At 55.8% G+C, this 12583-nt stretch carries 13 protein-coding genes, 1 tRNA gene and 1 pseudogene; 8 read left to right on the forward strand and 7 right to left on the reverse strand.

Annotated features, from left to right (window positions below):
• The first annotated feature begins 2 nt into the window (after positions 1-2).
• The 5 genes from CTATCC11996_RS22185 (at position 3) to CTATCC11996_RS22200 (ending at position 3028) form a co-directional block, all read left to right on the forward strand.
• Positions 3-956, forward strand: a complete 954-nt coding sequence (locus CTATCC11996_RS22185) for an alpha/beta hydrolase (RefSeq protein WP_003080715.1) — start codon at positions 3-5, stop codon at positions 954-956.
• 285 nt (positions 957-1241) lie between these two features.
• A complete protein-coding gene (locus tag CTATCC11996_RS22190) occupies positions 1242-1496 on the forward strand; it encodes a hypothetical protein (protein WP_034350069.1) in 255 nt (84 codons plus the stop codon).
• A gap of 43 nt (positions 1497-1539) precedes the next feature.
• The gene (locus CTATCC11996_RS22195; RefSeq protein ID WP_003080724.1) at positions 1540-1815 is read left to right on the forward strand and encodes a hypothetical protein; all 276 of its coding nucleotides are present in this window, start codon (positions 1540-1542) and stop codon (positions 1813-1815) included.
• A gap of 120 nt (positions 1816-1935) precedes the next feature.
• Positions 1936-2082 carry a hypothetical protein gene (locus CTATCC11996_RS25765; protein ID WP_003080726.1) on the forward strand — a complete coding sequence of 49 codons (147 nt, stop codon included), beginning with the start codon at positions 1936-1938 and terminating at the stop codon, positions 2080-2082.
• 256 nt (positions 2083-2338) lie between these two features.
• Positions 2339-3028 (forward strand): alpha/beta hydrolase, encoded by a 690-nt coding sequence (locus CTATCC11996_RS22200; RefSeq protein WP_003080731.1) that lies wholly within the window; start codon positions 2339-2341, stop codon positions 3026-3028.
• Positions 3029-3397: 369 nt separating this feature from the next.
• Here CTATCC11996_RS22200 and CTATCC11996_RS22205 read toward each other — a convergent pair whose 3' ends face one another.
• Positions 3398-3700, reverse strand: coding sequence for a hypothetical protein (locus tag CTATCC11996_RS22205; RefSeq protein ID WP_003080736.1), 303 nt, complete (start codon positions 3698-3700; stop codon positions 3398-3400).
• 716 nt (positions 3701-4416) lie between these two features.
• Positions 4417-4776, reverse strand: a complete 360-nt coding sequence (locus CTATCC11996_RS22210) for a hypothetical protein (RefSeq protein ID WP_003080742.1) — start codon at positions 4774-4776, stop codon at positions 4417-4419.
• A 117-nt stretch (positions 4777-4893) separates the two neighbouring features.
• On the opposite strand from CTATCC11996_RS22210, the pseudogene CTATCC11996_RS26495 reads away from it, so the two are divergent.
• Both CTATCC11996_RS26495 and CTATCC11996_RS22215 read left to right on the forward strand, forming a co-directional pair.
• Positions 4894-5149: pseudogene (locus CTATCC11996_RS26495) on the forward strand (hypothetical protein).
• 512 nt (positions 5150-5661) lie between these two features.
• On the forward strand, positions 5662-6582 hold the full coding sequence (locus CTATCC11996_RS22215; RefSeq protein WP_236597856.1) for an MgtC/SapB family protein: 921 nt from the start codon (positions 5662-5664) through the stop codon (positions 6580-6582).
• 167 nt (positions 6583-6749) lie between these two features.
• On the opposite strand, the gene CTATCC11996_RS22220 is transcribed toward CTATCC11996_RS22215, so the two are convergent.
• Positions 6750-7079 carry a hypothetical protein gene (locus tag CTATCC11996_RS22220; RefSeq protein WP_003080748.1) on the reverse strand — a complete coding sequence of 110 codons (330 nt, stop codon included), beginning with the start codon at positions 7077-7079 and terminating at the stop codon, positions 6750-6752.
• A gap of 1814 nt (positions 7080-8893) precedes the next feature.
• Positions 8894-9139 carry a hypothetical protein gene (locus tag CTATCC11996_RS26415; RefSeq protein ID WP_236597857.1) on the reverse strand — a complete coding sequence of 82 codons (246 nt, stop codon included), beginning with the start codon at positions 9137-9139 and terminating at the stop codon, positions 8894-8896.
• A gap of 608 nt (positions 9140-9747) precedes the next feature.
• On the opposite strand from CTATCC11996_RS26415, the gene CTATCC11996_RS22240 reads away from it, so the two are divergent.
• Positions 9748-10950, forward strand: coding sequence for a GGDEF domain-containing protein (locus CTATCC11996_RS22240; RefSeq protein WP_003080757.1), 1203 nt, complete (start codon positions 9748-9750; stop codon positions 10948-10950).
• 290 nt (positions 10951-11240) lie between these two features.
• Here CTATCC11996_RS22240 and CTATCC11996_RS22245 read toward each other — a convergent pair.
• The 3 genes from CTATCC11996_RS22245 to pgsA form a co-directional block, all read right to left on the reverse strand.
• A tRNA-Val gene (locus CTATCC11996_RS22245) sits at positions 11241-11316 on the reverse strand.
• A gap of 14 nt (positions 11317-11330) precedes the next feature.
• Positions 11331-11603, reverse strand: a complete 273-nt coding sequence (locus CTATCC11996_RS22250) for an HU family DNA-binding protein (protein WP_003056615.1) — start codon at positions 11601-11603, stop codon at positions 11331-11333.
• A 408-nt stretch (positions 11604-12011) separates the two neighbouring features.
• Complete coding sequence (gene pgsA, locus CTATCC11996_RS22255; protein ID WP_003066269.1) at positions 12012-12575, reverse strand: CDP-diacylglycerol--glycerol-3-phosphate 3-phosphatidyltransferase; 564 nt, start codon at positions 12573-12575, stop codon at positions 12012-12014.
• Between the last annotated feature and the right edge of the window lie 8 nt (positions 12576-12583).

Raw genomic sequence — 12583 nt, forward strand, 5'->3', positions numbered from 1 at the left:
TCATGCCTCTGGACACTGATATTGCCCGCTACCTGCGGGAGCAGGCCCGGATGCCCCAACCCCCAACTGCGCCCACGCTGGCGCAGCTGAGGCAGGCCACTGACATCGGACTGCGTGCACTGCATGGGCCGGCCGAGCCCGTTGCGCGTACGGGAGATTTCACGCTGCGTGCGCGCGACGGTGCCCCACTGCGTCTGCGTGTGTACTGGCCGTCGGCATCCGACGCGCCCCAGCCTGCCCTGGTCTTCGCGCATGGCGGGGGCTGGTGCCTTGGTTCCATGGAGCTGTACGACAACCCCTGCCGTGCGCTCGCTGTTGCGACGGAGGCGGTGGTGATCTCGGTGGACTACCGGCTGGCCCCCGAGCACCGCTTTCCGGTGCCGCTGCAAGACTTCTGCGACGCCTTGAGCTGGACCTTCGAACAGGCCGAAAGGCTTGGACTGGACCGCAGCCGCATCGCTGTGGCCGGAGACAGCGCGGGCGGCAACCTCGCTGCAGCAGCCTGTCTGGCCGCTAGGCATGGAGATGGTTGGAGTGCCGGCGGCGCGCCAAGCATTGCCCACCAACTATTGCTGTACCCGGCGCTGGACGCCGCCATGGACTCCCCGTCCTTCGATCTGTTCGGCGATGGCCACTCCCTAACCCGAGCGACCATGGCGTATTGCTACGAAGCCTACCTTGCAGATCCTGCGCAAGGGCGACTGGAGCAAGTGTCCCCGTCACGCGCCGCAAGCCTGGTCGGTTTGCCACCAGCCACGGTGATCAGTTGCGAGTATGACCCGCTGCGCGATGAAGCCGAGGCCTATGCCGCTCGCCTGCAGGAGGATGGCGTGCTCGTGACGGCCGTGCGCCTGCCGGGCATGATCCATGGATGCATCCACATGCTGGGACTAGCCCCGGCAGCGCGCCAACTGCTCTACATGGCAGGCATCGGCGTGCGACGGGCGCTGGGCTAGGGCCAGTCATCCGTCCTCTGCCGCATCTTGACGACAAGGCTGCACTGCGCCGGCCAGCCCAACAGCTTGCCGGCGGCGACCTGCGCGTTCAGCGCATTGCCGCCCAAGATTGACTAAGGTATCGCGGCCTGAAGGAGCTGTAATGACTGAAGCCTCTCAAGCCTGCGGCTGCGCGTAACCAAGATCAGCCTGAAGTCGATGTTGGCGTCGACCAGTCACCATTGCGCTTCAGGCCGTATCCGATTGGACGCCAGGCACGCCGGCTGGCTCTGCGACAATTCCGCCATGACCGATGAATCACCGATCAACACAGTCCACAAACGCGTTTGCCAGTCCTTCCTCCGTCATTGGAAGGCCCATAACAATGCCTACCCCAAGCTCATCAAACTGCCGCCAGAAGAACTGCGGCAGTTCAATCATGTCAACTCTTTCGGCAAGCCCAATGAGTTGTGGGGAGTCCCAATTGAAATCGACACAAGCACCACGGGAGTGATGATTGCGGTCGATGGGACGGAAATGCCTTTGATCGAAGGTTACTGAGAACTTCTCTTCTACGTTCCTTCGCTCAGGAGGACTGTGGCAGATGAGAGCTTTTCAATTTGCCGTGACTGGTGTTGCCGCTGCAGTGCCGGTCGGCTACGCTATCGAGCCAGCGGTTCGGCAAGCCAGCCTTGATAGCTGGCAAGCAATGCCGGTGGAGGCGCTCGGTACCCATCCTGTCTTCTCCGCCATGCCAATGAAGGCACATGCCGCTTCGCCTGACGTTGAAGCTCGCGACGACGTCAGCACCAGACTGGGTGCGTACTGCCGCGAAACGACTTTCTTTGGCAACTGCGCCGATAGCGACGATGTTGTCTGACGCAACCTCTTTTCCATCAAAGACGGCCGAGTCATCGAGCAAGCGCTGTCGGGCCAATGCATGGCCGGTGATTCAACAAGGCCGCAGCAGCACTATCAAAACCTGCTGTGTGGATCCTGAATGAAGCCCCATCGTGCACTCACTGCTCAGGTCGAAATCATTCGATCGCCGCTAGCCACCAACGGCACCAACAATCTCGATCAGCACCCGGTCCACAACCACCTGGCCTTGCAGCGGATTTACTTTGGCATCTCGCTTCTTGGCTAGATCACCAAGCTCGCTGGCCAGTCCTCTGCCCCCGGTAGATGAGTCCTTATTCCAGTGAGGCCGATCAAGAAATGCTGGAGGTAAGGATTTGTGAGCAATCCAAATGTCAGACCAAACCTTACAAGCCCTTCAAATGCTTGAATTTATATTTGCTCGACTGCAGTCGTATTGCAGAGGGTAGCAATAGCTTTTCAGCCATCAACTGAAGCGATTTCCACACCGTCACAGAGCGATCAACCAACAAGGAGTTAGCGCTATGAGCAAGCCAGCGGTCATACTTGTGCACGGCTTTTGGGGCGGTGCAGCCCATTGGGCCAAGGTTATCCTTGAGCTCAAGAGTCTGGGCTACGAGGACATACGGGCGGTAGAGAATCCTCTGACTTCTCTTGCCGATGACGCCGAACGCACCCGCAAAATGATCGCTCAGGTCGGCGGTCCGGTCGTGTTAGTTGGACACTCTTATGGAGGCGCAGTCATCAGCGAAGCAGGCAACCACCCGAATGTGGCAGCGCTCGTCTTCGTCGCGGCATTTGCTCCTGATAAGGGTGAGAGTCCCGGTGGCATCACTCAAAAGCACTTGCCTGTGGCTGCCCCGAACCTGGTTCCTGACAGTGATGGCTATCTGTGGCTGAAGCCAGACAAGTTCCACGAAAGTTTTTGCCAGGATCTTTCGTCAGACGATGGGTTCGTCATGGCGGCAACCCAGAAGGCACCTCTGGCAAGCACCTTTGGAGATACCGTCAGCGAGCCTGCCTGGAAACACAAGCCTTGCTGGTATCAGGTGTCTAGCCAGGACCACATGATTGCCCCTGAGAACCAGGTTTGGATGTCCGGCCGCATGAACCCAAAAAAGGTTCTCACACTGGATGCTAGCCACGCCTCTCTCGCCTCTCATCCTGCCGAAATCGCCAAGCTGATTCAGGAAGCTGCTACATCGACTGTCTGAAGACATTTCATTCAGAGGGAACGTCGTCACAGGAACAATCTACGCGGACATCTCATTCGAGAACACAAGACCGTTGGAGCCCGCATCACATGCTCGAGCCCGCTCGTGAAATTCACGGCCTGGTTGCACTCTGGTCGTCGCGACTTCTAAACGGTACCCCTTTTCAATCGGCACTACACAAGCCCGTCACTGAGCGGGCTTTTTACGCCCTGAAGCCCCAATGCTCAAGAACATGGGCTGAGCGCATTGCCATGGGCTGGCTGGGCGATCCACAGGTGCAGGAGGAGGCTCCACAACAGGCAGTCTTTGCCGACAGCGACTCCACGCAGAAGCCCTCGGGGGTTGCCCATCTTCGCGACCGTTTGGCAGTCAAAGCCAGGAAGCCAGCATGACTTCAATATTCGACCGTATTTTTTCAAGCGTCTCCTTAAAGCGCTTGCCCTCCTCGGCCAACTTATCGTAATCAGACTCTTGCTTGCTCCTTAGGGCCGCGAGATGCAGATCTAATTTAGCGCGCTGCCTCATGGCTTGATCCAAAAGCCTCTCAGCTTCCACTTGATCGGCAGCGTTCGCACTCATTTTCTGCGCACGCTTCATCAACACATCGATATGGACCAAGTCCGCTTCAGACTCGCGGATGTGTCTTTCAGCCATCTGTTCGATCGTTTCCATGGCGACCTCCTAGCTAGGGACCATCGCGTGAAGAGTCCTGTCAACTTGGCTGATATTCCGACTCTCCCGGAACACACCAATCAAATCGGCCATCCCCTCGCAGTCGCCCTGACCTGTAAGGTACCGCATCTGCCCAGCCCACAACAAGTGTGCGCCATCTCACACTATGAGCCCAATGAGCAATACCGCCTGGGCTGCAATCCTCAGCTCCAGCAATCTCCAACTTTTCAATCTGCACAGTCCGCCATAAAGCGGACTTTTGCCTTCTGGAGTCCCATGCTTACACCTCAATTTGAGCTGATACTGTCTACCAAGCTGATGACTGACCTATTTACCAGCGGCTGTGCTTGGGAAGCTCCAACGAGGATGGAGCACTGCGCAGGTTGAATAGCGAGTCCAGCTATTTTCAAAATAGCTGCGACGACATCCCGCTCCACACCAGTGCAGAGGAGGTGAAGGTGAGTGCCATCCGCGATGGATGGTCGAGGTGAAACCAAGCGCACAGGCATCCTTGTGTATGCCGTCGCCAATATCGATGGCAAGCTGACAGTGCGCAGAAACTGAGCCAAGCGCAGGCCTGAACACTAGCGCCATTCAATCTGGCAACGCTCCGCCGTCATATCAGATCGCATAGCGAGATGACACGTCCCAAACGTGCAGTTGCCTGCGAATATGGATTTGACATAGCCAGAACTCATCAACCCAGACTGGAGCCATCAAAAGTGCAACTGTATCCAATGTGCAACCTTCTGCCGGGCTGCAATTGGATCGTACTTTTTCCGTTCAAAGTTATCAGCGAGAGCTTGGACGTCTCTCAAAGCGGCAGCACGTTGATTGGACTGCTCCTGTGTCAGATTCTGTCCACGTGAACCAAAGACACGGGCCTCAATTTCCTCGTGTTCTTCCAGCAGAAATGCGAACTCGTGAAGTTTCTGCTCAAGCGTCCAGTTCTGCCCATGCCCTCTATCGAGATCTTGCTGGATTGATCGGCACATTTCGAGGAGCTCAATGTGCTGAGCATCCAATAGAGGGTCCTTTACGCTCATGACGGAAGACCAGCGAGGGATGGAAGTCACGGCCTCTCTCCTTTGCTTTTGTCGAGATGCGATTGTCGCAAGAGGCAGCGGCAAAGCTTGTGTGTGGATGTTTCCAGTCGCACACCATGGCGCAACCTGCTCTGAGACAATCACGTCATGGCCGATGAATCACTGATCCACACCGTCCACAAGCGCGTTTGCCAGTCTTTCCAGAGGCGCTGGAAATGCGCACAACAACACCTACCCCGAGCTCATCAAACTGCCGCCGGATAAATTAAGGCAGTTCAATCACGTCAACTCCTTCGGCAAGCCCAATGAGTTGTGGGCAGCCCCAATTGAAATCGACACCAACACCACGGGAGTGATGATTGCGGCCAATGGGACGGGAATGCCTCTGTTTGAAGGCTACTGAGGGAGCGCGCGGCCTTGGCTCCTCCTGTGCTGAGTTCCTTCATGCCGGGGGACTGAAATAGATGGGATTTGAGCGTTTTACGATCCAGCTATCACTGCTTGCGGCGTCATCTCATGCTCGACTATGCTGCGAGTAGTAGCTAAGGCTGCAGTCCTATCAAGTGGAGCAGCCTTGCTCGGATCGAGGGGTTGAGACTTATGCAGCTGAGTTGGGCCGGTGTTGATCATTGGGTAGTCTCCTTAGGCTGTGGTCTGCTTATTGGTCTCGTGAGCGAGCGTCGCGGGAGTGAGCGAGAGAGCATCGCTGGAACTCGTACCCATGCCATAGCAGCGTTGCTTGGTTGCGCGGCGTGGTGGTTAGGCGTGCTGCCCTTTGCTGCAGTACTTCTGTTGGTCGGGGCACTGACCGTTGCAGCCTACTGGCAATCAGCCCCCAGTGACCCAGGCCTGACCAGTGAAGTGACTCTACTTTTTTCGTTAACTCTGGGCGCCCTATCGCACAAGAGCCCTACCTTGACTGCCGCTCTGGGCATTCTTTGCGCCTTACTGGTGCATTCAAAAGGACCAATACAGCGCTGGAGTCGTGAGTTACTCAGAGAGAATGAATTGAGGGATGGCCTTCTGTTGGCCGCTGCAGCACTGGTCGTGATGCCACTTCTGCCGCAAGCGCCCGTAGATCCATGGGGTGTGCTTAGCCTCGCAGCCCTTTGGAAAGTGGTCGTGCTGTTCATGGCTGTCGGTATGTTGGGCCACATACTGACTCGAGTGCTCGGCCCGCACTGGGGTCTGCCTGTGACCGGATTCTTTTCCGGATTCGTGTCATCTACCGCGGCTGTCGCCAGCCTTGGAAACCTGGCCAAGTCAGACAAGCAACAGCAGGCGCAGGCTTTTGGCTGCGCCATGTTGGCTCAGTTGGCCTCGTTATGCCTGTTCATAGCAATTCTCTCGGCAACATCCATGGCGCTGATGCTGTCCATGGCACTTCCTCTACTCGTTGCCGCACTCTGCCTTGTGCTGGCTGCAGCCACAGGATTGCTGAATCGACAAAAAACAGCCACGCAAACTGAATTTGAGACCGAACGGGTATTCAAGCTTTCAACGGCATTGCTGATTGCCAGCACCATCGCGCTGATGTTGGTTCTCGGCGCCTGGCTTCAACATGTCTTTGGCAGCACCGGCGTGCTGGTCGCGGCAGCATTTGCTGCTTTGGCCGAACTGCATGCCGCTGCTGCCAGCTTGGGACAGCTTTTTGCGTCAGGTAGTTTGCCCTTGCCCACCGCCCAGTGGGGATTGGTTGTAATTCTTGCCTCCAGCGCAATCGCCAAATCCGTACTGGCGTTCGCCGTCGGAGGGCTTAAATACGGAACGCGAATCAGCCTGGGACTGGCCTCCATGGTGACTGGAGCAGGCCTGTCACTGCTATGGATTGGCTAATGCGGACTGCCCGTCAGCGATTTGGTGCGCGATGATTGCGGCCGGTATGAAGAAGATGCTCTTGATGGAAGGCTATTGAGAAGACTCCGGCGCGCCCTCCCTGCAACAGGTGAGAACATGCAAAAAGCCCGCCGCGGCGGGCCTGTTTGCAGGATATGAAGGCACTGCTAGCGCTTCATCTGATCACAGGTACTTTTTTGTTTTGCCGGGGTCATGGTGCCCCATTTCTTCTTGAAGTCGGCAGCGTAAGCCCCGTACATCCTGTCGTAGCTGGCGGAAGCAACACCAAGATCCTTGATGGCAGCATCGCGTTGCTTGATGCGGCCAGCCTCCACATCCGGGGCACTCATATGCCCACAAGCCAAAGCGAGCTCATTCATGTTCGCGGCCATATTGATGGTTCCTGAAGCTATGGCTGCCTTTGCCTCATCGGCATGTGCAGAAAAAGCCGTGCCTGCGGACATCAATGTGGCCAAGATCATCAGTTCTGCTTTCATGAGCATTTATCTCCTTTGAGTGTGAGCAAGGATCGTACTGACCTCATCGCGCGCCGCTACCCCTCTCTAGAGGGGATGTGGTGACATCTGCGTCCTGACTTTTCATTGGTACGCAGAGGAAAGACCCAATGAGATCAAACTGCTCTACAACTGATACCGGGCATGTGACCGTGAGCACCGGGGACTTGAGACTCGCGACCTCTTGACGCAATCAGTCCAGCCATCGCAAACCCGACTGCGCAAGCAGCGCCAGCCACTGAGCGAGATCAGGAGTGCAAACCAGAGTCTTGCTTGCAGGCCTCCGGTTTGGATAGAGTGAGTCGATGACACGCATCAACACCACCGAGATAGGGAGCGGAATGGCTACAGAGTCGAACGCATAGAGCAAGCCCTGGGCGCGCCAGCGCAATGTGCATGGGCCTGACGGCGTGCTGCTGATCGAGGTTGCTGAGTGCCCCAGAAGGCAGAAGCTCTGCACGACCTCGGCTTCATCGATTAACCCATGCCCGCCCTGGGCGTTTTTTTGCCAGCCACCCTCGAGGTGGCTTTTGCTTGTGCTCTTTAAGGGCTTTTAGAAGCGTAACGTGGGCACATGCGAGTCATCTTGACTTGCTGCTTTAGACGGAGGTCTATATGTTTGCACACCTTCTGTACGAGAGATACCTCGCGTTCTGGCGCGACATGTGGTCGATCATCCTTGAGCCCATCTCAGAACTCCCGCCTGCTCCATCAAGCTTCGATCAAGAGCCGTCAACAAAGCAAGAAGCGGCACCGCCCAAGCCTCAGGCACCTGATGCCAACGACAGGACCTGACAAAGGAATTCTGAGATCAAGCGAACTGCTCTTGCTCTCTGCGATAGACCGGAGGTCTATATGTCAATCAGCCGCATCCCATCGTCGTTCTTGAAAGCGTGGAGAACAGCCAAACGAGTTTTCGCCAGGGGAGAAAATTTCCCCACCCCATCCAATGTGGAGCAGTGCGGACCTCCTGAGAAAGACAAGAGAAGGAAAGAGAAGAGGCCATCGCGCATGCGCCATGGCTATCGATACTGGTAGCCGAAGTTCTCAGCCGACCTATAGGCGCCGATTTCATTTTCAACAGCCACCTTCACAGGTGGCTTTTTTGCCCTGAATGCAAGGCCATCCGGCCTGACTACTCAAGCAGGTACGGGACTCAGGAATTCGCCTGGGCTGCGGCCTATTGGAAGCGCGGCGCAGCTTCCGCGTCGTGAGCGAAAGTGGACATGCCAGATGGCGCAGCAACTTTTATTAGCCCATGTGTGCAAACTTGTTGCTGGACCCCTGTCTGGCGAAACGCTGCGTCATCAACCTCCCCCCTCACTTCACAGTGCGCTCACCCCGCCAGTCGGGGCCTTTTTATTCAGCGCCACAGCCCCTATGGTCAGTACTGCGACCTCCAACGGTCATCCGGCCGTCTGTCGGGCCGGTTGGGTCGCGAGCCTCGGTCGTTATCCCAGCGCCCCTGTTCGTAGCCATAGCGTCCCCCACGATCGTGGTCGTAGTGACCTCCGTGGCCGTGACCATAGTACCCATCGTACGGAGCAACGATACATCCACCAAGTGATGCAGCAACAGCCACAACAGCAGCCAGAACGGACAAATTCTTCATGGCAACTCCTTGTTAGTTGTTGTCTCCAGTCTATGACTCGTAGTCAGACCACCCTGTAAACAAATATTCCCGCTCCCGTCATCAGTCACAGCTCTTTATTCAAGCCCGCAGCAACCGCTCGATGGCCATCTATTCGACATCATGAGCATTGGCTCGGGGCACTATGTGTTGCTCTGAGAAGTGCCTAGAGTGCATCCCACAACTCAATGACACCAACCAGGTGAATCAGCCCAATCACCAGACATACGCCAGATGACACCAGCCAGAAAGTCTGCGTGTTGGCAGGAAACACCGGCTTGAGAAAAGGAAACGCAACCGCCCGCCCCAGATACACGACACAGATAGCTGTGAGCGCAAGCTTGGTGAACGGTAGATGCTCAATGACGCCAGCTCCAGCCAATGCATAGCCAGCCCACAGGAACAGAATCATTGCGATGAAAACCGTTATCAGCGCTGGCTGAGATCTTCCCTCCTCGGCAGCGCGGACCATCCGATTGCTCGCCCCCATCACTCGGTATGCGGGAGCGCCAATTCCAATGCACGCTAGGTGTGCTAGCGCGGCAAACGCGCTCATAGCGCCGCCAACGACTAGCGCGATCGATCCCAGACTCGACATAGCTTTCCCGTTTATTGCGATGACTTGTCAGCATATCAAACCGACTTTTCCCATCGGCCAACGCAGCGCCGGCGGCACCATGACAACCTGATCGCCCAGTCGCCACGAAAGCGCCTCCTCTCAACTGAAGCCCGCAGCACCCGCTCGCGGGCTTTTTCCTTGGAGACTTAATGCAGCCACAACATTGACTGGCTCCGAAAGCACAGCAGTAACGAGTTCTATTTATTTTCAGAAATGAGTATCGACTGCGTCTACTTCTACAAAGTCGAATCCGGATGACATGGATCAGGCATTGGGCATTGCAATGACTTGTGATGACCCAAACCAAGATGTATGAATAGCTGCCAAAGGCTTTCGTTTTGCAATCGAGGAGCAGGCAACGCTAAACCGTTTCGATCTTTGATCGAGGAGGCGATGGTCAGATGTTCGCGAATAACGACCTCATCCTGGTTCTGACGCCGTCGCTGGCGATTATGGCTCTTGCAGCCATATTGATCGTTGCCTGGCTTGTCCAACGACCCCAACGATTTCTGCTTTGGCAAGCTTGCGCCTATTCACTCACTGCTCCGGCTCTCGGAGCACAGACTCTGCTTTCTCCGCAGGAGCTGAATCGCTACGCACTACTGATCGGCAGCTGTTATCTGCTGAGCGCGTGGTGTCTTGCCAAAAGCTGGGCTCAGAGATGGTGTGTATCGACGCAACCACGAGTTGCATTGCTTATCGCCATAGCCACCCTGGCTGCTCTCTACCAATTCAGCCAGGTCGAGCCAAATGTCTGGGCCCGGGTGAGCTCTTTCAGCGTTGGCTCCAGCCTTGTTTTGCTGCTCCCCATCTTGCAGGTCCACTCAAAGAAAAACTCATATGACTGGCTTGACAAATCGCTGCTCTGGCTGAGCATCAGCTTCACTGCCTATACCTTCACGCGACCCGCTTTGATCTGGCTGCTGGGATACACGGATCTACGGGCCCTGCCAAGGTCGCCCTATTGGATCCTGACGCTGCTGAGCATTCTGAATTTCTCGCTGCTCTTCACCGTGGTGATGAGCGCGATTGCCGTGAAGGAAACAGTCGGCAAGCTGCGCAAGGAACGCGACATTGATGCTTTGACGCAGATCCTGAATCGCCGGTCTTTTCAAGAGCATGCCCAGAAGCGTCTCACCGACATGAGACGCTATCCCATGGCAGTGCTGGCCTGCGACATAGACCACTTCAAACGCATCAACGATGCCTGGGGGCACGAGCGAGGCGACATGGTGCTGCAACTGGTTTCCTCGACTCTGCAGAACAATGTGCGAGAGCACGACCTGGTTGCTCGGTTCGGTGGTGAGGAGTTTGTGCTGCTATTGGCCGACATAACGCTGGGAGATGCGGAGCTCATTGCCCAGCGAATCCAGCGTGACCTCGGGTCAAAAAATACCGTTCTTCCGACGGGCCCGAAATTGACCATGAGCTTTGGGATTTCATTGATCACCAAGCCATTCCAGTTTGAGCAAGCCATGAAGGAAGCCGATCAACTCCTCTACCAAGCCAAGAATGCTGGGCGTGATCGGGTTCATGTATCAGGGGTTTTCTATCCGGATATATCTGTAGAGACTCATCGGCTGTGGAGCAGACCTGCAGCTTGAAAATTAGCTGCGTATTCATCACCCTCGGCCGCTGCGGAAAACGTGAAGTACCGAAGGCCTATCGAGCACGCACTTTTTCTTGAACGTGAATTGCCAGGAGCCGTTGGAAAACTACTTCTTGCCTGCCATGCCTACCACCTGAAAAGACGCGCCATGCAAATCCGTGCAAAGCTGGCAGACAACGATTTTCGGTTGGTAGAGGCGGCTTGTGGCGGCTACTTGGGCTGATGGAGAGGGCAAAGAAAAAGGGCTTAGATCGCTCTAAGCCCTTGATTTCTTTAGTTTTTTAGTGGTGGGTCCTGACGGTCTCGAACCGCCGACCTACTCCGTGTAAAGGAGCCGCTCTACCAACTGAGCTAAGGACCCACTAAAACTGGGTGTCAGTTCAGAGCATCTTTCAATGCTTTGCCCGGACGGAATTTAGGCACCTTGGCCGCTTTGATCTTGATGGAATCGCCGGTGCGGGGATTACGACCGGTGCGAGCTGCACGCTTGCCAACAGCAAATGTGCCAAAACCAACAAGCGATACTGTACCACCTTTTTTCAGTGTTTTCTTCACTGCGTCGATCGTGGAGTCCAGTGCACGCGCAGCTGCGGCCTTGGAAATATCGGCGTTGTTAGCGATGTGCTCAATCAGTTCGGTTTTATTCACAAGATGCCTCTCGAGAAATAAGTGAATGGAATGTCTCTGCAAACGCAAGTCTTGCGTAACAAGAAACCAGTCGCGATGAAGACGGAAGCCAGCCTATCAGTTTTTGCGTATGGGCAAGCCCATTTTTACCTGAAGCCGCTGACATTTTTGACGCCAACTCGCGCTGCGCATTCCAGCGACAGAACCAGATTCTATGCGGTTTTTGAGCGGGTTCGGCCATCCACAGCGGCTTTTTTCAAGCTTCTTCCGTGTCGGCTTCACCGATTGACAACAATTGACAAAATCTGCAGTCCGATCAAGTCATGCGAGGCAGCGCCGCAAAGTCTTTTTGCCGCTTCGAAAACAGCCCACCAGATAGCAAAAAAGCGCTTGATGAACAAGCGCTTTCAGAGAGCTCCACTTCGGATGTCAGAGCCTGGCACGAATTTCGGGCAATGCCTTTTGCAGGTAGTAGACCATGGACCAGACGGTCAGCACCGCTGCAATCCAGATCAGCCACTGTCCCCAGACGCCGGTATCGATCACTCCGAACGCCACTCCGTCATAGAGCAGAAAGGGAATGGCCACCATCTGGGCCATGGTCTTGGCCTTGCCGATCATGTGCACGGCCACGCTCTTGCTGGCACCGATCTGAGCCATCCATTCACGCAGTGCCGAGATGGCGATCTCGCGTCCGATGATGATCAGCGCCACGAACACATCGGCGCGTTGCAGATGAACCAGCACCAGCAGCGATGCACAGACCAGAAATTTGTCGGCAACGGGATCTAGAAAAGCACCGAATGCCGATGTCTGATTGAGCTTGCGCGCCAGATAGCCGTCAAACCAGTCGGTGGCGGCAAACACGATGAACATCACGGTGGCGATGAGATTGCGGGTCGCCTGATCCAGCGGCGCGTAAAACACCCCCACGATGAGCGGAATCGCCACGATCCGCGTAAGGGTCAGCACAGTAGGGATGGTGAAGAACATGGGTGTCA

This window comes from Comamonas testosteroni ATCC 11996 (assembly GCF_000241525.1).
GTDB classification, from domain to species: Bacteria; Pseudomonadota; Gammaproteobacteria; order Burkholderiales; family Burkholderiaceae_C; genus Comamonas; species Comamonas testosteroni.

Coding starts and splice junctions, on each gene's coding strand:
- CTATCC11996_RS22220 (WP_003080748.1), bottom strand. CDS start 7,079: ATGAAAGCAGAACTGATGATCTTGGCCACATTGATGTCCGCAGGCACG.
- CTATCC11996_RS22190 (WP_034350069.1), top strand. CDS start 1,242: ATGACCGATGAATCACCGATCAACACAGTCCACAAACGCGTTTGCCAG.
- CTATCC11996_RS22195 (WP_003080724.1), top strand. CDS start 1,540: ATGAGAGCTTTTCAATTTGCCGTGACTGGTGTTGCCGCTGCAGTGCCG.
- CTATCC11996_RS25765 (WP_003080726.1), top strand. CDS start 1,936: ATGAAGCCCCATCGTGCACTCACTGCTCAGGTCGAAATCATTCGATCG.
- CTATCC11996_RS22185 (WP_003080715.1), top strand. CDS start 3: ATGCCTCTGGACACTGATATTGCCCGCTACCTGCGGGAGCAGGCCCGG.
- pgsA (WP_003066269.1), bottom strand. CDS start 12,575: ATGTTCTTCACCATCCCTACTGTGCTGACCCTTACGCGGATCGTGGCG.
- CTATCC11996_RS22200 (WP_003080731.1), top strand. CDS start 2,339: ATGAGCAAGCCAGCGGTCATACTTGTGCACGGCTTTTGGGGCGGTGCA.
- CTATCC11996_RS26415 (WP_236597857.1), bottom strand. CDS start 9,139: ATGATTCTGTTCCTGTGGGCTGGCTATGCATTGGCTGGAGCTGGCGTC.
- CTATCC11996_RS22240 (WP_003080757.1), top strand. CDS start 9,748: ATGTTCGCGAATAACGACCTCATCCTGGTTCTGACGCCGTCGCTGGCG.
- CTATCC11996_RS22205 (WP_003080736.1), bottom strand. CDS start 3,700: ATGGAAACGATCGAACAGATGGCTGAAAGACACATCCGCGAGTCTGAA.